Origin of the sequence: Arthrobacter sp. YAF17 (assembly GCF_052113365.1) — a bacterium.
Classification (GTDB): domain Bacteria; phylum Actinomycetota; class Actinomycetes; order Actinomycetales; family Micrococcaceae; genus Arthrobacter.
In genome coordinates, this window is sequence record NZ_JBFRDB010000020.1 from 21,391 (window position 1) to 45,441 (window position 24,051).

Consider the following 24,051-nt stretch of genomic DNA (forward strand, 5'->3'; position numbering starts at 1 on the left):
TACGGACATGGTCGGGCCGGGGAAGCGTCCTGTTGGACGGAACCGGGCGGGTCGATGTCTCCCGTCCCTTGACCCTGGTCAACCGGGATGCCCCGGCGGCCTTCCTGTACAGGTTGGCTGGCTAGCCTGCATTTACGCCGCCGGCTTTCTCTCCGTTTGTCGATGTGGCGACCGACAACCTTTTCTATAAGAAAATCACCTGGCCCGCCAGCAAGGGGATCTCCACCGGTCGGCCCGAGGACCGCACCTTCCGTCCGCTTCAGCCCGTGAACCGCGACGCCTTGGCCGCCTTCCTCTGCCGCCTCGCTGGCAAACCGGACTCACAGCCTCGCCAGCATTCCAGGACATGGCGGGCAAAATCAATTCTTCACGGAGGTCGGCTGGCTGGCGGCCGAAGAAAACAGCACAGGCTGGGATGAAGGTTACGTGTTGCCCTGGGGACTGGACAGCCCACTCTGCACTTGTTCTAGATCCAGGCGGATTTGGCATCAAACCGGTACATGAAGGCGGCCATGGCATCGCGGTTCACGGGTTGGACCGGTCGGAAGGTCTTCGTTCCGTCCGCTTCGGTCCAGCCGGTGGAGATGTCTTGGGCGGCCAGCCACGTGATCTCGTGGTAGTAGACGTTGTCTTTGGATACGTCAGCGAAGGGCGAAACTGCAGGCGGGTTGAAAGCGGGCCTGCCTGCAAGTCGGTACATGAAAGCGGCCATCGCATCCCGGTTAACCGGCTGGCCTGGGCGGTAAGACCTCGTGCCGCTGCCTTCATCCCATCCGGTGGAAATATTCCGGGCGGTGATCCAGATGATTTCCTTGAAGAACATGTCGGTGGGCGCCACATCGACGAGCGGCGAGACGGGTGGGGGCGAGAAATCCGGTTTGCCTTCGAGGCGGTGCATGAAGGCCGCCATGGCGTCTCGGTTGACCGGGCTCAGCGGCCGGAAGGTGCTGGTGCCGTCCGGCTCGGCCCAGCCCGTGCTGATGCCCCTGCCCGCAAGCCACTGGATCTCGGCTGCAAAGGGGGACCCGGGGTGGACATCGGCGAACGACGGCGAGGAAGCTTCGGCCTGCTGTATGGTTCCGCGGAGATCCGGCCACCGCTGGCTTGCCTCCGCGGCGAGCAGGCGTTGGCCGGAAGTGGGGGTCACGGCAGCGCTGGCCGCCGGCGCAACCGTGACGGACAACAGCAAGCCCAAAGCCAAAGCCGCGATTGCCGGCGTCGGGTTTCCTGGCAATGTCTCATTGTTCATTGGTCCCACTAAATCCTGCGGTTTGATGTGCTGTTGAGGAAGTGCCGAATCTGGGCCTGTTACCGGAACCAACGACTCACTTATGGGTGGCCCGGGAGGGTCTCGCAGGCGATCCTGTCCTTATTGGCGTCCAGTTTCGCCACGTCCCCGTAGTACGGATAGTAGGTGTTGAACCAGTTCTGCGCATCTCGCCACGTGGCAAAGCTTCCGCAGTTAACGGCGTCACCGGGGTTGGCCGGAACGACCGGTCCCGGGGGCGGCGTCGGCGTGGGAGTAGGCGTTGGCTCCGGAGCAGGCGGCTTGGGGGCAGGTGGCAGTGCGACGGGCACCGTCTGGTTGGTGGGAGCCAGCTGTCCGGCACAGTTACTGAGGATCCCCGCCATGGCGTCGTGTTCGGCCTGGGTGATCCAGAGCGCATAAGTTGCCTTGACGGAAACCTGCCGGGCGACGTACTCGCAGCGGTAGGAGGTGTTCGGCGGCAGCCAAGTCGCGGCGTCGCCGTCGCCTTTTTGCTGGTTGGTGGGTCCGTCGGTGGCCTGTAGGTTCAACGCGTCGTTGGCAAACTGCAGACGCTGTTCGTAGCTGAGCTGCTGCGCTCCCTTCTGCCAGGAATCCGAGAGGGCTACGACATGGTCGATCTGCACTGCCGAGCTCGTGGTGGTGCCGCGGACAAAGTCGAGCCCCGTGCCCGTGTACGGGTCCTCCAGGTGCCCGTATTCCACGATGCAGCCGTTGTCGCCGCGGAAGGTCAACTGCAGGCGGAGGATGTCATTGCGGGTGTCGCAGCCGTTGCGGTCGACGTCGAACCACGCCGGGCCATACTGTTCGCGGTCATACCCGGTCTTCGGCGCCCGGCCCTTGATGGGCAGGGTGGCCAGTATGTCCAGGGCTGTGGAGCCAAAGGAGGGTTGGTTGTTCGGCGGCAGCTTGATCTTGAACCGGTACATAAACGCCGCCATCGCGTCACGATTCACCGGCTGCAGGGGACGGTAGGTACGGTCCTCGGACCATCCGGTGGAAATGCCCTTGTCCGCAAGCCAGCTCATCTCGCTGTAGAACTGCGTGTTCACCCCGATGTCCCCGAACGGGGAAGAAGCAGGGGCGGTGAAGGCCGGCTTGACCGCGAACCGGTACAGGAAGGCTGCCATCGCATCCCGGTTCACCGGCTGCAGCGGACGGTAGGACCTGTCCCAGTAGCCCGTGGTGATACCCCGGGACGCCAGCCAAGTGATTTCCTTATAGAACTGCGTCGCCGGGGTCACATCCGTAAATGGGGATTCTGGCGGTGGTGTGTAATCGGGGGAACCAGCCAGCCGGTACAGGAACGCGGCCATCGCGTCGCGGTTCACCGCCTGGACGGGTCGGAACGTCTGGTCGAAGTATCCTGTCGAGATCCGTTCGGCCGCCAGCCAGCTGATCTCGTTGTAGAACTGGTTTGACGGGTCGACGTCGATGAACGCGGTACCTTCCAGCCCGGATGACACCAGGGTCGGTGCGTACGCTGACGCTGCCGCCGGGTTGTACGCGACGGGCAGGCAGCCGACAGCAATTGCCGCCAACGTTGCGGCGATGCGTCGTTTCAGGCCCTTCGGTGGATTAGCAGGTGGAGTGACACCACGACGCGGAGCAATATTCAAGATTTCCCCCAACAGTCCGTCCAGAGGAACGGGAAGCCATCAAAAGATGCCGAGTATGCGGCAGCTCACCAGATTATGCCACTACTTTTCTTCAACGAGTCCAGTCGGCGCGGAACGAGTGATTGTTCATTGCGTAGTCCGAATCGCCGCAGATTCCAGGGACCATCGTGCGCGCCGGACAGGGCACGGGGCGGCGTTCAGCTGCCGGTTGACCTTGGAAGCGGATTCGTTGCCACAAGTCCCATACGGCAGAATTGGGGCATGCGAATTGCTCTATTGGGGGATGTCGGACAGCCGGTTTACCACGTCGGCGACGAGGCCATGGCCCACGCCTGCGTGGACGAGCTTGGGGCTCGAGGGCACGAGGACGTCTTATTGCTGACCCGAAATGTGGAGGAAACCCGCCGCCTCTTCAGGAAAGCCGCAGCGCCCACCCTGCAGTTTCCGTGGCCGCCCGAGGAACGTGCCGAGTACCTGGACCTGGTCATCCGGGCAGCGCATGGGGACACTGATGCTTTGCCGCCGGAGGACCAAGTATGGGACCTGATCACTGCCATGCGGGCCTGTGATGCTCTGCTGATCGCCGGCGGCGGCAACATGAATTCGACGTACGGCTGGCTGCTCTACGAACGCGCCGCCGTCGCTGGGATCGCGTGTGCGCTGGGACTGCCTGTGGCCATCGCGGGTCAGACGATTGGTCCTGTCCTCTACGGCCGGGACCGCGATGTCGCCAAGGACCTGATAGGCCGGGCAGCGCTGGTCGGCGCCCGGGAGTCCTACACACTGTCCTTGGCGCGCCACCTGGCAGAGACCGGGCAGCACAAGGTGGCATCTTGCCTGGATGATGCGACGTTCTATGCGGGGAGGGCCGCCGCCAAGGTGAAGAGCGTCGACGTCGGCGATTCCCTAGCACCCGCAGGCCCGTACATCGCGGCCACGTTCTCGGGGGGTCACGGCCCCGCGGACCGGGAAGCCTACATCAAGGCGGTTGCCGCCGCCTTGGATCAGGCGGCGCTGGCTACCGGATGCGCCGTCGTACTGCTGGCGCACATGAGCACCCCTGGCCTGGGCGACGGAGACGAGGGGGTGCATTCCGAAATAGCAGCGGCCATGACTGTTCCGGTGGTGGCGCCGCCGATTCTGTCAGCCGAGGACACAGCCGCCCTAACCGCCGGCGCTTCCATGGTCATCACCTCGCGCTACCATTCGGTGGTCTTCGCCCTCGACGCGGGTCTTCCTGTGGTGGCGCTGGCCTGCGAGGACTACAGCCACGCCCGTCTGAACGGGGCACTGCAGAACTGGGGGCTAGGCCCGCTGGCTCTCACACTTCCATCGCTTTTCGACGGCACTTTCAGCTCGGCGGTTGAGGAAGTCTGGAAGCGCCGCAGCGACGTCGCGGCCCATTTGGCAGCGATCCGGACCGTCAAGGCTGAGGAATTCGCCCTTTGGTGGGACAGGGTCACTGCGGCACTCGCGGGCGCCGACGGGCTGGCTGGCATCGACGCCAACATCGAGCCTGGTTCTCACGCGACGGACCTGTCTTTCCAGGGAACCTGGGTCAAGCGCGCAGCCCTCAGCAAAGCCTTCTTCCTGCCCCTGTCCGCTGAAACGGCGGAGCTCCGAGTCGAACGGGAACACCTTTCCGGCCGGCTGGGTGCCGCGACGCGGGACGCGGAAGTGGCCAGGGAGCAGCTACAACGCTGGCTCGACTCGAGGAGCTTCGCGCTCATCCGCAAACTTGCACCGATCCGGACTCTCGTGGGGAAACTAATCAAATGACGAGTGAATCACTGCCTTCCGTCGCGATCATCATGCGGACCAAGAACCGGGCTGTGCTGCTTGAGCGCGCCGTTCGTGACGTCCTGGCGCAGACCTTCACGGGCTGGATTCTGGTGGTTGTCAACGACGGCGGAAATACCTCCGAGGTCGACCCCGTGATCGAACGGCACCGGCATGAACTCGACGGCCGGGTCCGGATCCTCACCCATCAAATCAGCCTCGGAATGGAAGCGGCCTCGAACGCTGGTATAGCGGCAAGCGAATCCGAGTTCATCGCCATCCACGACGACGACGACACCTGGCATCCGGACTTCCTGAAGCGAACCGTCGACCATCTCCGCGCGGCCGATGATGCTGGTGTGGGTGTGCGGACCGAAATCGTCTTCGAGCGGCTGGGGAACGGCCGAATCGAGGAGGTAAGCCGAGAAATATTTGAACCCAATGTCCGCGCAATTACCCTTTCCGATACTCTCCGGTCCAACCGGTGCGTACCGATCTCGCTGCTGTACCGCCGTTCAGTCCACGACTCCGTGGGCTACTACGACGAGGCGCTGGAGGCCGTGGGCGACTGGGAGTTCCAGCTCCGGATGCTGCAGGGCCATCACCTCGGATTCATCGACGGGGCGCCCCTTGCTTTCTGGCACCAGCGCAGGGAAGCCACCGGCGACCTCGGCAACAGCGTCATCGTCGCCGACTCTGCACACCAGACGTTCGATCGCGCCGTGCGGGAAAAATACCTGCGGAAATATGTTTCGGAGGTCGGTCTGGGCGGCATGCTGTACCTCACGAAGCACCAGGACGCGGAGATAGGCCACTTCCACCACCGCCAGACTTACTCCGAAGGTCTCCTCCGGGAGCTTGTCGAGAGCTCCGCCCGCACCGAGGAGCGGCTCAAGTCCCTCGAGGAGGCCATCAACGACGCCAGCCTGGTCAGCCTACTGCGCCGGCGGTACCGCCGGGTAAAAGACCGCCTGCGTAAACGGTAGTCGCGCGGGAGAACTTTACTGGGGGACCTGCCAGGCTATGTCGAGTGCACCGGAAAGGTCGGCCGCGCCACGGTCGGCCGGAGGGTGCGGTAAATCGGGCCTAGGATGAGGGGGATGACCACCACCAGCCACGCGCCCTTCAGCCTCCGCAGCATCGCCGTCCCCGCCTTCGGCCCGGCACTGCTGTTCAGCCTCGGCGAAGGTGCCATCCTGCCCGTGGTGGCACTCTCCGCCCGCGACCTCGGCGCCTCGGTGGCCGTCGCCGCACTGATCGTCACGCTGATCGGGCTCGGTTCGTGGTTCTTCAACCTGCCGGCCTCACTCATCACGATGAAGTTCGGCGAACGCTGGGCCATGGTCGGTGCAGCCGCCGCGAGCACCCTCGCCCTGGCCGCCGCCGCACTGTCCCCGCTGCTGCCCGAGGGGATCTGGCTGCTGGCCGCGGCCATGGTGGTTGTCGGCATGGCAGCGAGCGTCTTCAGCCTGGCCCGGCAGAAGTACCTGACCGAGGCCGTGCCGGTGATGATCAGGGCTCGTGCCCTGTCCACGCTCGGCGGCGTCAACCGGATCGGCATCTTCATCGGCCCCTTCATCGGCGCTGCGGTGATGCAGTTCTCCGGCATCACCGGCGCCTACTGGGTGGGCGTCATCGCCATGGCCGCGGCTGCTGTCCTGTCGGTCACCATCCCTGACCTCGTGGCCAAGCCCGCGGCGGACGACGGCGTCGCCGTCCAGCAGGCAACGCTGCGCAGCGTCGCCGTCTCCCACGCCGGGGTCTTCCTGACCGTGGGCATGGGAGTGCTGCTGCTCAGTGCGCTGCGGGCGTCCCGGCAGGTGGTGATCCCGCTCTGGGCCGAGCACCTCGGGATGGACGCGACGCAGGCGTCCCTGATCTACGGACTGTCCGGCGCCATCGACATGCTGGTCTTCTATCCGGCCGGCAAGCTGATGGACCGCAAGGGCCGGCAATGGGTGGCCATCCCGTCCACCCTCATCATGGGTACAGCCTTGCTGCTGATCCCGCTCAGCGCCGGCTTCACGGGCCTGCTGCTCGCCGCGCTTCTGATCGGCTTCGGCAACGGCATCAGCTCGGGCCTGAACATGACGTTGGGCGCCGACTTCTCGCCCGACAACGGCCGCGGCCAGTTCCTGGGCATCTGGCGGTTCATGGCCGACGCCGGGGCCACCGGCGGACCGGTGCTGCTCTCAGGTGTGACCGCCGTCGTCTCGCTCGGCGCCGGAGTGGCCGCCACCGGAGTGCTGGGCTTCGCGGCTGCCGCGGTCTTCGCCGTCACCATCCCCAGGCTGAAGCACCGGCGCAACTACTGAGGGATCCGGCAGGCGCCTTTCTAGCTGCCGGACGACGTACGCCGCGTCCCGGTCCACCCCGCCGACCAGGCCCGAGGTGAGGGCGTACTGGAATGGCAGGCCGACGAAGTACAGCCCCGGAATCCCCGGGACGGCTCCCCGTTCGGTGTGCGGCCAGCCCGACGGCGACCGTTCCAGCCCGTCGATCCAATCCAGGCCGGGGCTGTAGCCCGTTGCCCAGATGACCGTCCGCACGACGGCGGACCCTCCTCCGTCAAAGCGGGGCTGGCCGTCCGTGGTGCCGGTCATCCGCGGCACCCGGACCACTCCGGCGCCGTCGAGGTCCTTGAGGGAGATCCGGATCAACGGTGCCCCGCGCTGGTGGAAGTTCGCCGCAGCCTTGCGCCCGATCGGTGTGCCCAGCGTCAGCACCGAGTGGATGAACCGCCAATACGCCGCGCCTGCGTAGCGGAGCAGGGGGTCGGGGACGTGCGGGGTTGGACGGCCTGAGAGCAGCACCCTGTGGCTGCCGGACAGCTCCAAGGCAATTTCCGCGCCCGACGTTCCGGCACCCACCACCAGCACGTCACCTTCCGGGATGTCGGCGGGCGTGCGGTATTGCGAGCTGTGAAGCTGTTGGATGGAGGAGTCCAGCCCGGTGGCGGGGTGCGGAATGCGGGGGAGCACGTTTGCCCCGGCCGCCACGATGACATTGCGCGCCCGCACCGTGCCGGCCGGGGTTGCGACGGCGAACCCGGCACCCGCCGGCCGGACGCCCTCCACCCGGACCCCCGTCCGCACCGGCAGGCCGAAATGCGCAGCGTAGCCCTCAAGGTAGTCTGCGAACTCGTCCTTGCCCGGGAATGTGTTCCGCGGCGCCGGGAAGGGCAGCCCGGGGAGTCCGTCGTGCTGGGCCGGGGTGAACAGTCGCAGGGAATTCCAGCGGCGGCGCCAGGTCTCGCCGAGCCGCGTGTCGCCCTCCAGGATCTCGAACCGGAGTTTCGTCCGGGCGAGGTGATAACCCGCGGCCAGGCCTGCCTGGCCCGCTCCGATCACCACGGCATCAAGCGGCTGACTGTTCTGATCCATGGCCGGCTCCTAGCTGGGAGAACCTTCTTCGTATCAATTAGAATACCGTTCTAGTGGCTAGAGCGATAGTCTAATGATATGGAAAAGACGACGAGGCGGTCGATCCAGGCGGCCGGGACCCGGGACGCCATCGTCGAGGCGGCCGGCCGGCTGTTCGCTGCCGACGGGTACGTCCGCACCACCATTGACGGGATCGCCGCCGAGAGCGGGGTGGCCGTCCAGACCGTGTACAACTCCGTGGGCAACAAGGCCGCCCTGCTCTCGGCCGTGCTGGACAGCGCGGCGGCGGGGCCGGGAGCGCAGGCGGGCGTGCTGGACTTCATGCGGGAGCGCACGCGGCAGGCGGCCGACTTTCAAGCGCTGGTCGATGTGCTGGCGGACTGGTTTGTCGAGGTCCATCCGCGCACGGCCGGGATCAACGCTGTCATCGCCCAGGCCGCGGCTGTAGATGACTCGGCGGCGCAGCTGGAGAGGGACCGCGGGCAGCAGCGGCTCCGGCGCTATGGGGAGGCCGCCGCGGCGGCCCGGACGCTCGGCGGCCTGAGTTCCGGGATGTCCGATGCCGAGGCGGCCGCCGCCATCTGGTCGCTGGGACACCCGCAGGTCTACCGGGCACTGGTCCGGGACGCCGGTTGGACCCTGCCGGCCTACCGGGCGTGGATCGCCAGGGCGCTGGTTGCCGCGCTCGCCTAAGCCGCTGGTTCACGTCCGGCTGCCGCCCGCCCATCCAACCTGTAGCAGGGGCTGTATCTCAGCGCTGATGACGGCCGCAGCTGCCGGCTAAGTGGCCACGGCGCCGCCCGAGCGCTGGATCGCTGCAGCAAAGACCGGCAGGGCGCGCTGGATCATGTCCTCGGAGGCCGTGAGTGAAATCCGGAAATAGCCCGGCGTCTCGAAAAGCGTTCCCGGCAACACAAACACGTCCTGGTCCGCGAGGGCGGCGGTGAACTGCTCGTCGTCGTCGGCGGGAGTGCGGACGAAGAGATAAAAGGCACCTTCCGGCCGCGATACCTGATACCCCGCAGCGGTCAGCGCCGCCACCATCAGATCGCGTTTGCGCTGCAGCTGCCCGACGTCGATCGCGAACTCTTCCAGCCGCGGCAGGGCGTACTGCATCAGGGCGTTGGGGTGGATCCAGCCCATCGCCATCTGCAGGGCAGTGAGCGCCTCACGCAGCGGCCCGCGGTCCGGCATGGTGGGCGGCAGCGCCAGGTAGCCGATCCGCTGCCCGGGCGCCAGATGCGTCTTGCCATAGGAGTAGGCCAGCAGCGTGTACGGATAGTATTCGGCGGGACTGTGGAACCGGGCGCCGTCGTAGACAATCCGGTTGTAGGGCTCGTCGGAGAGCAGGTAGACCCGCCGCCCGTTGCTGCGCGAGGCCCCTTCCAGCATGTCGGCCAGATCCTGCAGGAGCGAGGGCGGGTAGATCCGGCCGGTCGGGTTGTTGGGCGTGTTCACGATCACCACGCGGGTGCGCGGCGTGATGGCGGCCCCCAGCGCCGCCAGGTCGACGTCGAACGTCTCGGGGTCGCAGCGGATCTTGACCGGCACCAGCCCGGCCTCGATCGTGAGCGGTTCGTAGAAGAACCAGGGCGGCAGGGTGAAGATGACCTCGTCACCGGGGTCAGCGACGGCCTTCAGCGCCAGCGGAATCGCGGTGAAGCCTCCCGTGGTGAGATGGATGTCCGCAGGCTCGAAGGGCAGCCCCAGGAGGCGCTGCAGGGAGGCCGCGGCCGCGGCCTGCGCCGCCGGCTCGTTCGTCTTGTAGGCAAACCACCGCTCGTTCCGTGGCGTCAGCGAGTCCGCCAAGGCTTCGACATAGGCGGCTTGCGGCATCTCGTGCGGRTTGCCGAGGGCGAAGTCACAGATCCCCGGTTCGTGCTGGCGCCGGGTGTAGACGGAGTTCCGGAGGAAGGTGTTGATCCGCTGTTGCGACGGGACGGACGAGAGGGTGGCGGCGCGCCGTGAAACGCCTGGTGAAGCGTTCCGTGATACCGGAGAATCAGTGCTCATGAAAGTCCCTCGCGACGTGGAAGCTTTACCCTGGGTCGGCCCAGTGAGCTCCTGAGCCAGTGGCTGTGCGGGACTAATTCTGGCCCCCGGCGGGCCGGATGTAAACGGCAGGTCAGCGGCGGGGCGTGGGCCGCCGTCGTGCCGCATGCCCGAACAGCCACACGCCGGTGACCGTGGCGAGGTAGCCCGCGATAACGATCAGCGCGGTTCCGGCCCAGAAGTAGTGCGTGGTGTTGTTCTCCAGACCGGTTCCTGCGGCGACGCTCAGCAGGGAAAAGGCGGCAACCGCGGCCGCGACGAGACCCGCCATGGCAGGAAGCGCCAGCCACAGCCGCGAGGATGCCCAATGCTGTCCGTAGCCGTCCCAGACGTTCCAGTCCGGCCCCTTGCGAATGATCAGCCAGCCCGCCGGGAGCATAAAAACCGCCACCACCAGGAAGGCGGCGACGACGTCGGCGGGCCGGTGCCACTGGTTGATCAGCGTGGAGACGCCGGTGGCGACGGCGAAGCTGCCGCCCAGGAAGCCAACGAGGGGCCGCCAGCGCGGGGAGACCATCAGGAACACCGCGGCCGCGGCGGACGCGGCCAGGGTGGTGTGCCCGGAAGGCAGCGAGTTCAGTTCCAGGGTTTCGACCCCTCGGTAGGGCCGGACGGGAACGATGTCCTTCAGGATTTGGGTGGCCACGTTGGCGCCCACGCAGGCCGCCACTGCAATCCCGGCGGCCGCCCAGCGCCGCCGCATCACGGTCACGAAGAGAACCACCACCGTGGCGATCAGCAGGGACAGCGCGGGCAGCCAGTCGAGGAGCTGGTTCGCGGCCTTGCCGGCGGTGCCGTGGATCTCCACCGCCTCCACGAGGGCTGATTCGTCGATGAACTGGCCGGTGGTGGTGCGGACGAAGAAATAGTACGTCGCGGCGAGCGCGGCCATGCTGCCGAGGGTGGCCAGCAGGAACAGGAAGCCGGATCCCCGTCCGGGAATGCCGGCCGCGCGGTTCGCGGCGGGGCCGTTAAGGGCAGGCTTGGACGGCGGCTGCGGGTAGCCCGACGCCGTGTGCCTGCTGGTGTGATCCTGCCGAAAACTCATCCGTATCAGGTTCCCACACAACTCTGCGAAATTTCTGAGGGTGCCCGCCGTAGGGCGCGGGTAGTGTTTTGGCCATGGACACCGCGGCGCAGCATCCGGACCCGGCCTTTCCCCAGTTCCATCCGAGGCCCGCGCGGGGCTGGATCAACGATCCCAACGGCCTGGGCTACGCGGACGGCCGCTTTCACGTGTTCTTCCAGTACAACCCGGATTCGGCACGGCATCAGGGCATTTGCTGGGGACACCTGAGTTCCCCGGACCTGGTCCACTGGGACGAGGAACCGGTGGCGCTCCGGCCCCAGCCCGGCGGACCGGACGCGCTCGGCTGCTGGTCGGGCGTCGTGACGGACGACGGCGGCGTCCCCACCGCCGCGTATTCCGGGGTCGAGGCAGTGGGCGGCCATGCCCGCGTGGTCCTGGCCCGGGCGGACAAGGGCCTGCGTACCTGGACCCAGGAGGGCCACATTGCCGCGGAGATACCCCCGGACCCGCAGGTCACCGCCGTCCGCGACCCCTTTCTCTTCATCTTCCAGGGCCGCCGCTTCGCGCTCCAGGGTGCCGGGCTGGCCTCCGGCCACGCGGCCGTGTTGCTGTACACCGTCGACGACCTCCGCCACTGGAGGTACGAGGGGATCTGGGTCAGCACCGAGGACCCGCTCGCTGCGAGGCACCTGCCCGCGGAGATCTGGGAGTGCCCGCAGCTGGTCCGGGTCCCGGATTCGTCCGGGGCGGACACCTGGCTCCTGATGGCCTCGCTGTGGCTCGGGACCGACCACCACGACCACCCCAACGGCGTCGGCTACCTCCTGGGCTCGCTCGCCCCGAACGCCGCCGGGCTGCCGGTGTTCCGTCCGGCGTCGGGCGGGAGGGCCGACCTGGGCCGGGAGTTCTACGCCCCGCAGATTCTCGCACTACCGGAACGGGCGCTGCTGTGGGGGTGGTCCGGCGAGGCGGAAGACCGTGAGGGACGTCCCGGGCGCAGTCAGGGAGAAATCGACGACGCCGGCTGGGCAGGGGTCCTGACTTTCCCCCGCCAGCTCTCCGTTCACGGCGGGGTCCTCGCCGTCGAACCCGCGACCGAGCTCCGTGCCTACCGTGGCGCACGCCTCCACCGCGGTGCCGCGGGCACCCTGAGGCTGCCGGCCGGGGCGGAGGTCCGGGTGGTCGGGGGAGAGGGTGCCATCCGGCTGGTCCTCGCGTCGGCAGGGCAGCGGCGGACCATTCTCGCGGACACGGTCGCCGGCGGCGACGAACTCAGAATCTTCGTTGATGCCTCGATGGTGGAGGTCTACCGCCACGGCTCGGTGCCCACCACCGTGCGTGCCTACCCCGGCCCCGGTGAGGAGTGGCAGCTGGAACTGCCGCACGGCGCCGCAGCGGACGTCTGGGAACTGAGGCACCCGGCGCTTCCCTAGCGCCCGGCACATGCCCCTCCCTTGCCGCCAAGAGCGGACATCGTGCCAATATGTCCACTCCTGGACGCGCCCACTGGTCATGTCCTCCGCGTCCGCCGGCCCGGGGTGGGACATGTCCGTCCCTGGGGCCCGGGAGCCGGAGCGGCGGCCACTCTATGAAAGGATGATTCCGATGACTTCCCGCGACCAGGCACCCCTCCGCCGCCGCGGCCTCGGGTCCATCGGCAGCCGGTTCAGTGGCGGCGTGCACGTGGGCCTGGCAGCAGCGTTCCTGCCGTTTATCGTCGGGATGGCGGCGTGTTCGGCCCCCGCCCCCACGGTCACCTCCGGATCAACCGTGTCCGCCGGATCGGTGAGCGCCGCTCCGGCACGTGCATCAGATGTCCCTACCGTTTCCTCATCCGCTGCGGGACCGGCCAAGACCCCGGCCCCGTCCGGCGTGTCCGCGGTCGTCGAGGCGGCGCTGCGCACGTTGGTGGCGTCCTCGCCGCAACCGAGTACAGCACAGGTCCTGGAGAGCCTGTCCGCGGCCGGATTCGCCCCGGCCGCCGTCGAGGTTTCGGCGTCCCGGACCCCCACCGGACTGGCCGCGGACGCCGTCGACGTCGGAGTCCTGGGCGAGAACGAATGTGTGATGGCGCAGATCCGGTCCGGAACTGTGCAATCGTCGGTCTTGCCGATTCTTCCGAATGGGCGATGCTTCATCGGCAGCGTCCAGCGGTAGTCAACAGGAGTGGCATGTCGAACCTACTGAATGGCCGCGCCGAAGTTGCGCGAGAAACGCACCGCCCCCGCCGGCGTCGTTCCCTGCTGGCCGTCCAGATCATGGGCGAACTGCTGATAACACTCGGCGTGATTGCGGCTCTCTTCGTCGCCTGGCAATTGTGGTGGACAAACGTTGAGGCGGACGCGGCGCAGGGGGCGGCCGTGAAGCAGTTCGTCCAGGAGCACCAGGTGCCCGTTCCGGGCGATCCCGCCGGCACCCTGCCGGGGAAGACGGATCCTGCTGACCCTGCGGATTCCGGGGCCGTGCCGGTCGGCAGCGCAGCCCGTCACGGGCAGGCGATCGGCGTGGTCTATGTGCCCCGCTTCGGGGCCGAGTACAGCCGGCCGATCATCGAGGGCACCAGCAGCGACGTGATCGACACCCTGGGGCTGGGCCGCTACGCGGGAACGGCCATGCCCGGAGCCGTGGGGAACTTTGCGATGGCAGGGCACCGCCAGACGCACGGCGCAGTCCTGGACAACATCCACACACTGGTGCCGGGGGACAAGATCTACGTCCAGACCGCCGACGGTTTCTACACCTACGTCTTCCGGAACCAGGAGATCGTCCTCCCGGACCGCACGGATGTGATCCTGCCGGTGCCGGCGCAACCCGGCGTCCAGCCGGATCAACGACTATTGACCATGACAAGCTGCAATCCGCGCTTTGGGTCGGAGGAGCGCATCATCGCCTACTCGGTATTCGATTCATGGCAGCCGCTCAACGCCGGACCTCCGGCGGCCATCGCCAAGCAGCTCGCTGCGCTGCAGGGGAAAGGGTAGACCATGTACGCCTGGCTTTTTCGGCAACTTCCCGGGCCTTTTTGGGTGCGGATCCTTCTGTCGGCGGCTATCCTGGCGGGCGCTCTGTTCGTGCTGTTCGAGGTCGTTTTTCCGTTGCTGGCCGACCTGACACACCTTACCGATTCGACGGTCGGCTAGATGGTGCAGCTCCCTGGACTGGATGAGCTTCTCGACGTTGCCCGGGTGGTGAGCCTGCCGATGCGGGTGAGGTTCCGGGGCATTACCCAGCGCGAAGCCCTGCTCCTCCCCGGACCGCAGGGCTGGGGCGAGTTCTGTCCCTTCCCGGAGTACGGCGATGTCGAAGCCGCCCGCTGGCTCGCCGCAGCCGTCGAAGCCGGGTGGCAGGGCTTCCCGGCCCCGCTGCGTACGGTGATTCCCGTCAATGCCACGGTCCCCGCAGTCGCTGCGGACCGGGTGCCGGAAATCCTGGCCCGCTTCGGGCGGGTGGACGCCGTCAAGATCAAAGTCGCCGAGCCGGGCCAGTCGCTTGAGGACGACGCGGCGCGGGTTGCCGCGGTCCGCGAAGCGCTCCCCGACGCCGCGATCCGGGTCGACGCGAACGGGGGCTGGGACGTGCCGACCGCCGTCGCGGCACTGACGCGGCTGGCCGGCGTCGGGCTGGAATACGCGGAACAGCCGGTCCCGGACATCGCCGGCCTCGCCGAGGTCCGCCGCCGGCTGCGCGCCGCCGGGGTCCCGGTGCTGATCGCCGCGGACGAGAGCGTGCGCAAGGAGGACGACCCGCTCAAGGTGGCCCGCGCCGGTGCGTCGGACCTGATCGTCGTAAAGGTGGCCCCTTTGGGAGGAGTGCGGCGCGCCCTCGACATCGTGGCGCAGGCCGGGCTCCCCGCCGTCGTCAGTTCGGCGCTGGACACGTCCGTGGGGATCCGCGCCGGGCTGGCGCTCGCTGCGGCCCTGCCCGAACTTCCCTACGCCTGCGGGCTGGGGACCGTCTCCCTGCTCGGCGCCGACGTGACCCGGGATTCCCTCGTCCCCGACGACGGCGCCATCCGCCTCCGCGAGGTCGCCGCCGATCCGGGGCTGCTGTCCCGCTACGCCGCGTCCCCGGAACGCAGGGACTGGTGGCTGGACCGGCTGCGGCGGGTCCATGCGGTGCTGGCCGCCCCGTCCCGTTAGGACGCTCCCTCACTTGCGGTGGGCGTGTGTGCGACGCTCCCTCACCTCCGGCGGGCGTGGGCGTGACGCTCCCTCAGTTCTGGCGGGCGTGGGCGTGACGCTCCCTCAGTTCTGGCGGCGAATTCACCGCAACTTTACCCAGGCGACCCCTGCACGTACCCCGGGGCTGGAACGGTGGGGAGGCCCGCAACCACCCCGTGGAAGGTCTCTCCATGTCTGTCTCCTCCGGACGCAAATTTTCCCTGCTGCCCATGCTTGGCCACACCAAAGGCAAGCGCAGCCCCGTCACCTGCGCGCTGAAGTGCGACAACGCCTGCTCGGGCGAGGTCTGCAACACCAGCTCGAACAGCTACTTCCGCGACATCGCCTCGGCCACGATGTCCCGCCGCACGGCCCTGGGCTTCGGTGCCGCCGGCGCGCTCGCCGTCGCGTTCGGGGGAGCCCTCACCTCGCCCGGGACTGCGGTGGCCGACGGCGGAACAGGCCTTTCCGCGGCAGCCAAGAACGGCTACGGCCCGTCCAAGCTCCGGTTCGACGCCATTGCGCCCGTCGACGCCGCCGTCGACGCTTTCACCGTTCCGGAAGGCTTCACCTGGCAGCCGTTGATCCGCTGGGGTGATCCGATCTTTGACGATGCCCCGGACTTCGACCTCAACAACCAGAGCGCGGCAGCCCAGGCTCGGCAGTTCGGCTACAACAACGACTACACGGACATCCTCGAACTTCCCGGCAGCAAGGGCCGGCGTGCCGTGCTGTTCGCCAACCACGAATACACGAATGAGACCATCATGTTCCCCGCCTCGCTGGCCGCCGCTGACGTCCGGGCGATCGGCGCCGCGGCCCACGGGCTCTCCGTCGTTGAGCTGGAGCGCAAAAACAAGAACAAGCCCTGGAGCTACGTCAAGGGCGCAAAGCTCAACCGGCGCTACCTGAACACCACGGCGTACGAGCTCACCGGCCCGGTGGCGGGCTCGCCGCTGGTCCGCACCGCGGCCGATCCGACCGGCCGCACCATCCTCGGAACCCTGGGAAACTGCGCCGGCGGCACCACCCCCTGGGGCACCATCCTCTCCGGCGAAGAGAACTTCAACGGGTACTTCGTCTCGCCCGGCACCTCCGCCGAAGACAAGCGCTACGGGCTCACCAACAAGCCCACGGCCCGCCGGTGGGAACTCGACGACCCGCGCTTCGACACCCGCAACCCCGACTTCGCCAACGAAGCCAACCGCTTCGGCTGGATCGTGGAGGTAGACCCGTTCGATCCGACGTCGACGCCGAAGAAGCACTCCTCCCTGGGCCGGTTCAAGCACGAGGGCGCCAACGTGATCGTGGCCGAATCCGGCCACGTGGTGGCCTATTCGGGCGACGACGAGCGGTTCGACTACCTCTACAAGTTCGTCTCCGCCGGCAAGTACCGCGAAGGCGACCGCAAGCACAACATGACGCTGCTCTCCGCCGGCGACCTGTACGTTGCCAGGTTTACGGGCAACTCCCCGGTTGCCGAGATCACCGGGACGGGTGCAGTGCCGGCCGACGGCAGCTTCGACGGCACGGGCGAGTGGCTGCCGCTCGTGGTCGGCGGGGAATCCAAGGTGGCCGGGATGTCCGTCGAGGAAGTGCTCGTGTACACCCGCGTGGCTGCCGACAAGGCCGGCAGGGTGGATGCGCTGGGCAACAAGCTGGGCCCCACGAAGATGGACCGTTGCGAGGACGTCGAGCCCAGCCTGCACACCGGGAAGGTCTACGTCGCCTGCACCAACAACTCGGACCGCGGCAAGGCCGGCAAGGAAGGCGCCACCGAAATCAACCCCCGCAACGAAAACCGCGACGGCCACGTCGTGGAGATCACCGAGACCGGCGACCAGACCTCCACGAAGTTCACTTGGAACCTGCTGATGGTCTGCGGCGATCCCGCCTCCGGAGACGTGACCTACTTCTCCGGCTTCCCGGCGGACCAGGTCTCGCCCATCTCCTGCCCGGACAACCTCGCGTTCGACTCGGTGGGAAACCTCTGGATCTCCACCGACGGCGCCCCCTCCGGCATCGGCAAGGCCGACGGACTGTTCAAGGTCACCCTCGACGGCGCCGAGCGGGGACGGGTGGAGCAGTTCCTCGCCGTCCCGCGCGACGGCGAAACCTGCGGGCCGATCATCCACGACCAGGAGCGCACGGTGTTCGTCTCCGTGCAGCACCCGGGCGAGGACGGCACCTTCGAGGCCCCGTTGTCCTACTTCCCGGACTACGTTCCGGCCGGGACGACGCCGGCGCGGGGCCAGGCACGCGCCCCGCGCCCCGCGGTCGTTCAGGTCTTCCGCAAGGACGGCTAGCTCCTTCCTGACGCTCCCGCACGTTGGGCGGGTCGGGACCGGCGCTCCCTCACTTCTGACGGGCTGTTGGTTGACGCTCCCGCACGTTTGGCGGGATCGGGGCCGGCGCTCCCTCACTTCCTCTGCTCGACGGACAGGAAGTGGGGGAGCGTTCCTCTTGTGGCGGCCAGATCTGCGGGGGCGTTCCGGATTTGTCCGCCGGATGTGAGGGAGCGTCGGGGCGGGGAGGAACTGATAATTTGAACAGTGTGAATAATCCGGCCGAAATGGTTGTCCCCAGAGTCCAGGCAGCAATTGCCAGCGCGTTCGGCGAAGAGTACCGCGGGACGGATCCCGTGGTCCGGCCATCGCAATTCGCCGACATCCAGATCAACGCCGCCATGGCACTGGCCAAGAAGGTCGGCATGCCGCCGCGGGACGCCGCCGCCAGGATTGTCGCTGCCCTCGACCTGGACGGGATCTGCACCGCCGTCGAAATCTCCGGACCCGGCTTCATCAACCTGACCTTCGACGGGACCTGGATCGAAGAGCTGCTCAACGCCGAGTCTCCCGGGGCCCCGGCCGCGGCGGAAGCCCAGCGCATCGTCGTCGACTATTCCTCCCCGAACGTCGCGAAGGAAATGCACGTCGGCCACCTGCGCACCACGGTGGTGGGTGACAGCCTTGTGAAGGTTTTTGAGGCGCTGGGTGACACCGTGATCCGACAGAACCACATCGGCGACTGGGGCACGCCGTTTGGCATGCTGATCGAGCACTGGCTGGAGATCGGCGAGGACTCCCCGGAGGCTGCGCTGCTGGTCGATGATCCGAGCGCGTTCTACCAGGCGGCCCGGGCCAAGTTCGACGCCTCCGCCACCGATGAGGACGGGTTCGCCACCCGCGCGCGGCTCCGGGTGGTGGCCCTGCAGGGCGGCGACGCGGATACCTTCGCCGTCTGGCAGCGGCTCGTGGCCCAGTCGAAACGCTACTTCAACGCCATCTACTCGATGCTGGGCATCAGCCTCACCGACGACCACATCGCCGGCGAAAGCTCCTACGACGCCCATCTGGCACAGCTGTGCCACGAACTCGAGGAACGCGGCATCGCCCGGATCAGCGACGGCGCCCTGTGCACTTTTCCGGCCGGCTTCACCGGCCGCGACGGCCAGCCGATGCCGCTCATCATCCGCAAGTCCGACGGCGGCTACGGTTACGGAACCACGGACCTCGCCACCATCCGGTACCGGGTCCGCGAGCTCGAGGCCAACCGCGTCCTGTATGTGGTGGGCGCCCCGCAGAACATGCACCTGCGTATGGTCATGGCCACAGCCCGCGACGCCGGCTGGCTGCCGGACACGGTGGAGGCCGTGCACGTGCAGATCGGCAACGTGCTGGGTGAGGACGGGAAGATCCTGAAGTCACGCTCCGGTGCCCCGGTCAAGCTGATGGCCCTGCTGGAGGAAGCCGTTGACCGCGCCCGCGCCGTCATCGACGCCAGCAGGCCCGAACTCACCGGGGAAGAACGCGCTGCGACCGCCCGGCAGGTGGGCATCGGTGCCGTGAAATACGCCGACCTCTCCGTGGGGCACGACACCGAATACGTCTTCGACTTCGACCGGATGCTGGCCCTGAGCGGCAACACCGGCCCCTACGTGCAGTACGCCGCCGCGAGGATCCGTTCGATCCTCCGCAAGGCCGGTGTGCTGGAGGAGCACACCGCCGGGACCGAAGGCGCGGGGACCGAAACAGCCGGGACCGACAGCGACGGCGGCACGCCGGCGACGGTGATCGCCGTCGTCGAACCTGCCGAACGCGCCCTGGCCCTGCACCTCCTGGAGTACGGCGCCACGCTGCACAAGGTCCGCGAGGCGCTGGAGCCGCACCGGCTGTGCACGTACCTGTTCGAACTCGCCCAGCTCTTCACGTCCTTCTACGACCAGTGCCCCGTGCTGAAATCCGACGATTCGGTCCGGGAGTCGCGGCTGGCCCTCTGTGCCCTGGTCCTGCGCCGGCTGTCCGAAGGCCTGGACCTGCTCGGCATCGAGACCCCGGAGAACATGTGAGCCCGGGGCACGGCGAAGGCGGGGATGCCCCGGGCGCGGGGGAGCTGAGCGCGGTTGATGCCGCGCGGATCGCGGTCGCCGCCCTGCTGCTCGAGGGGGTGCGCTATGTGGTGGTGGCGCCCGGTTCACGTTCGGCGCCGATGGCCTACGCCCTGGCCGAGGCCGACGCCGCCGGCCGGGTCGAGCTGCTGGTGCGGATCGACGAGCGGGACGCCGGCTTCACGGCCCTGGGCCTGGCGCTGGCCACGGGGGCGCCCGCGGCCGTGCTCACCACCTCCGGGACCGCCGTCGGGAATCTCCTGCCGGCGGTGATGGAGGCCAACCACGCCGCTGTCCCGCTCGTCGTGATCTCGGCCGACCGTCCCGTCGAACTCCGCGGGACGGGCGCCAACCAGACCACGGTGCAGCTGGATCTCTTCGGTGAGCATGTCCGCTTCGCGGCTGATGTGCCCGCCGGCAGCGACCCGCGGCGCGCGGTCGAGACCGCCTTGAGCGCCGCCACTGGCGCCTTCGAGGACACCCCGCCCGGGCCGGTGCAGCTCAACCTGGCCTTCCGCGACCCGCTCGTTCCCGCGCCCGGCGACCGGCTGCCGCCCGAATCCGGCCGCCGGGTGTACCGCGCGCCCCGCGGTCCGCTGGCCCTCGATTTCCCGCCCGCCTCGGCCGGCCTGCCGGAACGGCGCACCGTGGTGCTGGCAGGGCACGACGCCGGTCCGGTCGCCGAAGCCTTCGCACGGGCCCACGGCCTGCCGCTGCTTGCCGAGCCGTCCTCCAACGCGCGGTTCGGCCCGAACGCCGTGGGACCGTACCGGATTGTCCTGGATGCGTTCGGCCCGGACGCCGCGCAGCCGATCGAGCGCGTGGTGCTCTTCGGCCGGCCCACCCTCTCCCGGCCCGTGAGCGCCCTGCTGGCCCGCGCCGACGTCCCCTCCGCCCTGTACCAGCCGGTGCCCGTGGCCTGGTACGAGCCCGGCCGCCGCACCGAGCTCCCGCTCGACAACCTGGCGGACCTGGCCGACTTCGCCGGCCGCGGGTCCGCGGCGTGGCTCGATGCCTGGCTCCTGGCCGGGGCCGCCGCGCAGCACGCCGTCGGCGTGGCGTTGGCCGGAACGGCGCTCTCCGGTTCCGCGGAGGTCTCGGGGCCCGCCGTCGGCGCCCTGGTCTGGGAACATACGCGCGGACAGCTTGTGCTCGGCTCCTCCAATGGCATCCGCGACGTGGACCTCGCCGGCGCGCCCGCCGCGGAGCCGGGCGCCGTCGTGTTCGCCAACCGGGGCCTCTCCGGCATCGACGGGACGCTGGCCACGGCCACGGGCATTGCCTTGGGCGGCCGGCAGGAAACCACCGTGCTGCTGGGCGACGTCACCTTCCTGCACGACGCCGGCGGGCTGCTGCTGGGTGCAGGGGAAGAGGAGCCCAACCTGCGGATGGTGGTCCTCAACGACGCGGGCGGGGCCATCTTCGGGCTGCTGGAACACGGTGCTGTCGAGGCCGCGGGCCGCTACGGAACCGCCGTCGACCGCCTCTTCGGCACCCCGCACGGCGTGAACCTTGCGGCCCTCGCGGCGGCCTACGGTGTGGCGCACCGCCCGGTCAGCACGACGGCGGAGCTCGCCGGGGCGCTGGCGGAACCGTGGGAGGGCCGCAGCATCATCGAGGTGCGGACGGACCGGCGCGGGCTGCGCGAACTGCACGTGCGCATCAGGGCCGCCGTAGGCGCGGCGGTGGCCGGAGTCCTCTCCGCGCAGTAGGTGACCGGGAATCCGCTACGAAAACGGACAGCCGCCACGTGGATCCACGTAGCGGCTGTCCGAAATCGGCGCGAAAGGATTACTCCGCGATGTCGATGTGCGTCGGGTCGAGGACACGGCGCAGGAATTCCTTGGTGCGGGCATGGGTGGGGGCGCTGATGACCCGCTCGGCCACGCCTTCCTCCACCACAACGCCGCCGTCCATGAACACCACGCGGTCGGCCACTTCGCGGGCGAAGCCCATCTCGTGGGTCACCACAAGCATGGTCATACCCTCCTTGGCCAGGTTGCGCATGACGGCCAGGACATCGCCTACGGTCTCCGGGTCCAGGGCCGAGGTGGGCTCATCGAACAGCATCAGCTCGGGGTCCATGCTCAGCGCGCGGGCAATGGCCACACGCTGCTGCTGGCCGCCGGAGAGCTGGTCAGGGAAACGGTCGGCGAGGTGCCCGAGGCCCACACGCTCCAGGTTCTTCATGGCCACGGCCGCGGCATCCTCCTGGCTGCGCTTGAGCACCTTGGTCTGGGCGATGGTGCAGTTCTTCAGCGCGCTCAGGTGCGGGAAGAGGTTGAACTGCTGGAAGACCATGCCCACCTTGCGGCGCATCTTGTCGATGTCCACATCCAGGTCGGTTGCCTCGAAGCCGCCGACGTGGACGCTGCCCTCGTTCGGCTGCTCCAGCAGGTTGACGCAGCGGAGCAGGGTGGACTTGCCGGAGCCGGACGGGCCGATCAGGCAGACAACCTCGCCGGGCTTCACCTCGAGGCTGATGCCCTTGAGCACCTCGTTGGATCCATAGGACTTGCGGAGGTCCGTGATGGACACGCCAGCGGCCTTGACGGCCCCGCTGCGGTCATTCGCGTTGTGTACGACGTCGTTCATGACTGTCCTGCCTATCGCTTTGTCCGCGCGGAGCGGCTTTCGAACTTCCGGGCCAAGAGGCTCAGCGGGATGGTGATCACCAGGTAGAAGGCGCCGGCGACCAGGAGCGGCGTCAGGCCCGCGCCGAGGCTGGAGATGCCGTCGCGGCCGAACTTCGTGAGCTCGTACTGCGAAGCGGTGAGGCCCAGCACGTAGATGAGCGAAGAGTCCTTGGTCAGCAGGATGACCTCGTTGGTCAGCGGCGGCAGGACGATCCGGAACGCCTGCGGGATGACGATGGAGACCATCGCCCGCCACTGCGGCATTCCGAGCGACCGGGCGGCCTCCATTTGGCCTTTCGGCACGGCTTGCAGGCCGGCGCGCAGGGTTTCGGCAATATAGGCCGAGGCCACCATGCCGAGCGAGACCATGACCACCACGGCCACGTTCCAGGAGACACCGAAGGCCAGCGGCACGCCGTAGCCGAACGCAATGAAGACCAGCAGGGCCGGGATGCCGCGGAAGAACTCGATGTAGCCGGTGGCCATCCAGCGGTACAGCGGGAAGGAGGAGAGCTTCATGAGGGCCAGCAGCAGGCCGCCGGACAGGCCCACGATGAAGCCAAGGGCCGTGTAGATCAGGGTGTTCTTGAGGCCCACCAGGATGATGTCCGGGAACATCGGGCCAATCTTGGCGAAGTTGAAGACGCTGTTGCTGATGGTCTTCCAGTCCGTGGCCAGGATCAGGGCGATCACAGCCACCACAAAGATCCCCGCCTGGACGTACAGGCTGACTCTGGCTCGTTGACGTGCGGTCATTGCCATGGTGTTCTCACATTCGTTTCGCGCAGTTGAGGCCCCGTACGGACTGTTGTTCAGCGGTACGGGGCCTCAACTGCGTAGGTCTCAGGCCGGGTGCTGGCTACTTGGAAGTTTCGCCGAACCAGGTGGTCTTGAACTTCGCCATGGTGCCGTCGTCTGTCAGGCGCTTGAGTGTGCCGTTGACCTGGGTGGCCATTGCGGTGTTGCCCTTCTTGATGGCGATGCCCAGCTTTTCACCGGTGGCGAAGTTCTCCACGCGCTTGAAATTGGAGTCATCCTTGATGGCGTAGCCGAGGACGGACTGGTTGCCGAGGGCGGCGTCGATGGTGCCGGCCTTGAGCGCCTGCACAAGGAGCCCCGTGTCCTCGAACTGCTGCGCGTCGAGGCCCTTATCCTTGGCATATTGTGCGCCGGTGGTGGCCTGCTGGACGCCTACCTTCTTGCCCTTGGCGCCTTCGAGGTTGGTGATGCCTGACGAGACAGAGGCCACGAGGGTCAGGTCGTCGTCAAGGTACGGGTCGGAGAAGTCCATGACCGACTTGCGGGTGTCCGTGATGGAAATCGAGGAGATCGAGACGTCGCACTGGGTCAGGGCGGTACCGGTCTCGATGGCCTCGAAGGAGCTGTCCACAACGCTGAGTTCGGCCTTCAGGTCCTTGGCCACCTCCGCTGCGATGTCCATGTCGAAGCCGACGATCTTGCCGTCCTTCTGGAATTCGAACGGCTCGTAGGGCACGTCCGAGCAAACGGTCAGCTTGCCGGGGGTGATGAGCTGCACGCCGCCCTCAGAGGAGGCTGCGGGGGTGGAACTGCCGCCACAGGCCGTGAGCGTGAGAGCGCCGACGGCGAGGATTGCGGCTGCCTTGGCGGACAACTTTGCCGTGGCGAGGGACTTGAGCTGCATGGTTTCTTCCCTTTTGTTGCAGGTTATTGCAGGAGCAGGCGTGACTTAAACGGCTTATAGTGTATCGCCGAAAAC

At 67.7% G+C, this 24,051-nt stretch carries 18 protein-coding genes and 3 pseudogenes; 13 read left to right on the forward strand and 8 right to left on the reverse strand.

Annotation, left to right across the window (positions count from 1 at the left end; all coding sequences use genetic code 11):
• Nucleotides 1–62: 62 nt before the first annotated feature.
• Nucleotides 63–317: pseudogene (locus tag AB4Y67_RS15695) on the forward strand (carboxypeptidase regulatory-like domain-containing protein); the annotation flags it as partial.
• A gap of 149 nt (nt 318–466) precedes the next feature.
• Here the strand turns inward: AB4Y67_RS15695 and AB4Y67_RS15700 are convergent.
• Nucleotides 467–1,081 (reverse strand): annotated as a pseudogene (locus tag AB4Y67_RS15700) (S-layer homology domain-containing protein); the annotation flags it as partial.
• Between the two features lie 248 nt (nt 1,082–1,329).
• Nucleotides 1,330–2,808: an S-layer homology domain-containing protein gene (locus AB4Y67_RS15705; RefSeq protein WP_441406691.1), complete on the reverse strand. Its 1,479-nt coding sequence runs from the start codon at nt 2,806–2,808 to the stop codon at nt 1,330–1,332.
• Nucleotides 2,809–3,147: 339 nt separating this feature from the next.
• On the opposite strand from AB4Y67_RS15705, the gene AB4Y67_RS15710 reads away from it, so the two are divergent.
• From AB4Y67_RS15710 to AB4Y67_RS15720, 3 genes are all read left to right on the forward strand, one after another.
• Nucleotides 3,148–4,665 carry a polysaccharide pyruvyl transferase family protein gene (locus AB4Y67_RS15710; RefSeq protein ID WP_441406692.1) on the forward strand — a complete coding sequence of 506 codons (1,518 nt, stop codon included), beginning with the start codon at nt 3,148–3,150 and terminating at the stop codon, nt 4,663–4,665.
• The gene (locus tag AB4Y67_RS15715; protein WP_441406693.1) at nt 4,662–5,651 is read left to right on the forward strand and encodes a glycosyltransferase family 2 protein; all 990 of its coding nucleotides are present in this window, start codon (nt 4,662–4,664) and stop codon (nt 5,649–5,651) included. The genes AB4Y67_RS15710 and AB4Y67_RS15715 overlap by 4 nt, the downstream gene beginning before the upstream one ends.
• Before the next feature lie 114 nt (nt 5,652–5,765).
• Nucleotides 5,766–6,980 carry an MFS transporter gene (locus AB4Y67_RS15720; protein ID WP_441406694.1) on the forward strand — a complete coding sequence of 405 codons (1,215 nt, stop codon included), beginning with the start codon at nt 5,766–5,768 and terminating at the stop codon, nt 6,978–6,980.
• A gap of 111 nt (nt 6,981–7,091) precedes the next feature.
• Here the strand turns inward: AB4Y67_RS15720 and AB4Y67_RS15725 are convergent.
• Nucleotides 7,092–8,048 (reverse strand): annotated as a pseudogene (locus AB4Y67_RS15725) (flavin-containing monooxygenase); the annotation flags it as partial.
• Nucleotides 8,049–8,126: 78 nt separating this feature from the next.
• On the opposite strand from AB4Y67_RS15725, the gene AB4Y67_RS15730 reads away from it, so the two are divergent.
• A complete protein-coding gene (locus AB4Y67_RS15730) occupies nt 8,127–8,741 on the forward strand; it encodes a TetR/AcrR family transcriptional regulator (protein WP_441406695.1) in 615 nt (204 codons plus the stop codon).
• A gap of 87 nt (nt 8,742–8,828) precedes the next feature.
• Here AB4Y67_RS15730 and AB4Y67_RS15735 read toward each other — a convergent pair whose 3' ends face one another.
• Nucleotides 8,829–10,061, reverse strand: a complete 1,233-nt coding sequence (locus tag AB4Y67_RS15735) for an aminotransferase class I/II-fold pyridoxal phosphate-dependent enzyme (RefSeq protein ID WP_441406696.1) — start codon at nt 10,059–10,061, stop codon at nt 8,829–8,831.
• Between the two features lie 112 nt (nt 10,062–10,173).
• Nucleotides 10,174–11,148, reverse strand: coding sequence for a phosphatase PAP2 family protein (locus tag AB4Y67_RS15740; protein WP_441406697.1), 975 nt, complete (start codon nt 11,146–11,148; stop codon nt 10,174–10,176).
• 74 nt (nt 11,149–11,222) lie between these two features.
• Between AB4Y67_RS15740 and AB4Y67_RS15745 the strand changes: the two genes are divergently transcribed.
• From AB4Y67_RS15745 to menD, 8 genes are all read left to right on the forward strand, one after another.
• Nucleotides 11,223–12,563 carry a glycoside hydrolase family 32 protein gene (locus AB4Y67_RS15745; RefSeq protein ID WP_441406698.1) on the forward strand — a complete coding sequence of 447 codons (1,341 nt, stop codon included), beginning with the start codon at nt 11,223–11,225 and terminating at the stop codon, nt 12,561–12,563.
• A 172-nt stretch (nt 12,564–12,735) separates the two neighbouring features.
• Nucleotides 12,736–13,287, forward strand: a complete 552-nt coding sequence (locus AB4Y67_RS15750; protein WP_441406699.1) for a DUF6993 domain-containing protein — start codon at nt 12,736–12,738, stop codon at nt 13,285–13,287.
• 14 nt (nt 13,288–13,301) lie between these two features.
• Entirely contained in the window at nt 13,302–14,111 is an 810-nt protein-coding gene (locus tag AB4Y67_RS15755) for a class E sortase (RefSeq protein WP_441406700.1), read from the forward strand.
• A gap of 3 nt (nt 14,112–14,114) precedes the next feature.
• A complete protein-coding gene (locus tag AB4Y67_RS15760) occupies nt 14,115–14,270 on the forward strand; it encodes a hypothetical protein (protein ID WP_441406701.1) in 156 nt (51 codons plus the stop codon).
• Entirely contained in the window at nt 14,271–15,269 is a 999-nt protein-coding gene (locus AB4Y67_RS15765; protein WP_441406702.1) for an o-succinylbenzoate synthase, read from the forward strand.
• Nucleotides 15,270–15,481: 212 nt separating this feature from the next.
• Entirely contained in the window at nt 15,482–17,596 is a 2,115-nt protein-coding gene (locus AB4Y67_RS15770) for a PhoX family protein (protein ID WP_441406703.1), read from the forward strand.
• 266 nt (nt 17,597–17,862) lie between these two features.
• A complete protein-coding gene (argS, locus tag AB4Y67_RS15775) occupies nt 17,863–19,638 on the forward strand; it encodes an arginine--tRNA ligase (RefSeq protein ID WP_441406704.1) in 1,776 nt (591 codons plus the stop codon).
• Complete coding sequence (gene menD, locus AB4Y67_RS15780; RefSeq protein ID WP_441406705.1) at nt 19,635–21,389, forward strand: 2-succinyl-5-enolpyruvyl-6-hydroxy-3-cyclohexene-1-carboxylic-acid synthase; 1,755 nt, start codon at nt 19,635–19,637, stop codon at nt 21,387–21,389. The genes argS and menD overlap by 4 nt, the downstream gene beginning before the upstream one ends.
• A gap of 79 nt (nt 21,390–21,468) precedes the next feature.
• Here the strand turns inward: menD and AB4Y67_RS15785 are convergent, their stop codons facing one another.
• The 3 genes from AB4Y67_RS15785 to AB4Y67_RS15795 form a co-directional block, all read right to left on the reverse strand.
• Nucleotides 21,469–22,272 carry an amino acid ABC transporter ATP-binding protein gene (locus tag AB4Y67_RS15785; RefSeq protein ID WP_441406706.1) on the reverse strand — a complete coding sequence of 268 codons (804 nt, stop codon included), beginning with the start codon at nt 22,270–22,272 and terminating at the stop codon, nt 21,469–21,471.
• An 11-nt stretch (nt 22,273–22,283) separates the two neighbouring features.
• Nucleotides 22,284–23,075, reverse strand: coding sequence for an amino acid ABC transporter permease (locus tag AB4Y67_RS15790; RefSeq protein WP_441406707.1), 792 nt, complete (start codon nt 23,073–23,075; stop codon nt 22,284–22,286).
• Nucleotides 23,076–23,172: 97 nt separating this feature from the next.
• Nucleotides 23,173–23,976 carry an ABC transporter substrate-binding protein gene (locus AB4Y67_RS15795; protein ID WP_441406708.1) on the reverse strand — a complete coding sequence of 268 codons (804 nt, stop codon included), beginning with the start codon at nt 23,974–23,976 and terminating at the stop codon, nt 23,173–23,175.
• Nucleotides 23,977–24,051: the final 75 nt, after the last annotated feature.

Excerpts from the sequence above, each read along its gene's own strand:
- AB4Y67_RS15710 (WP_441406692.1), top strand. The coding sequence starts at position 3,148 with ATGCGAATTGCTCTATTGGGGGATGTCGGACAGCCGGTTTACCACGTC.
- AB4Y67_RS15715 (WP_441406693.1), top strand. The coding sequence starts at position 4,662 with ATGACGAGTGAATCACTGCCTTCCGTCGCGATCATCATGCGGACCAAG.
- AB4Y67_RS15720 (WP_441406694.1), top strand. The coding sequence starts at position 5,766 with ATGACCACCACCAGCCACGCGCCCTTCAGCCTCCGCAGCATCGCCGTC.
- AB4Y67_RS15730 (WP_441406695.1), top strand. The coding sequence starts at position 8,127 with ATGGAAAAGACGACGAGGCGGTCGATCCAGGCGGCCGGGACCCGGGAC.
- AB4Y67_RS15740 (WP_441406697.1), bottom strand. The coding sequence starts at position 11,148 with ATGAGTTTTCGGCAGGATCACACCAGCAGGCACACGGCGTCGGGCTAC.
- AB4Y67_RS15745 (WP_441406698.1), top strand. The coding sequence starts at position 11,223 with ATGGACACCGCGGCGCAGCATCCGGACCCGGCCTTTCCCCAGTTCCAT.
- AB4Y67_RS15750 (WP_441406699.1), top strand. The coding sequence starts at position 12,736 with ATGACTTCCCGCGACCAGGCACCCCTCCGCCGCCGCGGCCTCGGGTCC.
- AB4Y67_RS15755 (WP_441406700.1), top strand. The coding sequence starts at position 13,302 with ATGTCGAACCTACTGAATGGCCGCGCCGAAGTTGCGCGAGAAACGCAC.
- AB4Y67_RS15760 (WP_441406701.1), top strand. The coding sequence starts at position 14,115 with ATGTACGCCTGGCTTTTTCGGCAACTTCCCGGGCCTTTTTGGGTGCGG.
- AB4Y67_RS15765 (WP_441406702.1), top strand. The coding sequence starts at position 14,271 with ATGGTGCAGCTCCCTGGACTGGATGAGCTTCTCGACGTTGCCCGGGTG.
- AB4Y67_RS15770 (WP_441406703.1), top strand. The coding sequence starts at position 15,482 with ATGTCTGTCTCCTCCGGACGCAAATTTTCCCTGCTGCCCATGCTTGGC.
- argS (WP_441406704.1), top strand. The coding sequence starts at position 17,863 with ATGGTTGTCCCCAGAGTCCAGGCAGCAATTGCCAGCGCGTTCGGCGAA.
- AB4Y67_RS15785 (WP_441406706.1), bottom strand. The coding sequence starts at position 22,272 with ATGAACGACGTCGTACACAACGCGAATGACCGCAGCGGGGCCGTCAAG.
- AB4Y67_RS15790 (WP_441406707.1), bottom strand. The coding sequence starts at position 23,075 with ATGGCAATGACCGCACGTCAACGAGCCAGAGTCAGCCTGTACGTCCAG.
- AB4Y67_RS15795 (WP_441406708.1), bottom strand. The coding sequence starts at position 23,976 with ATGCAGCTCAAGTCCCTCGCCACGGCAAAGTTGTCCGCCAAGGCAGCC.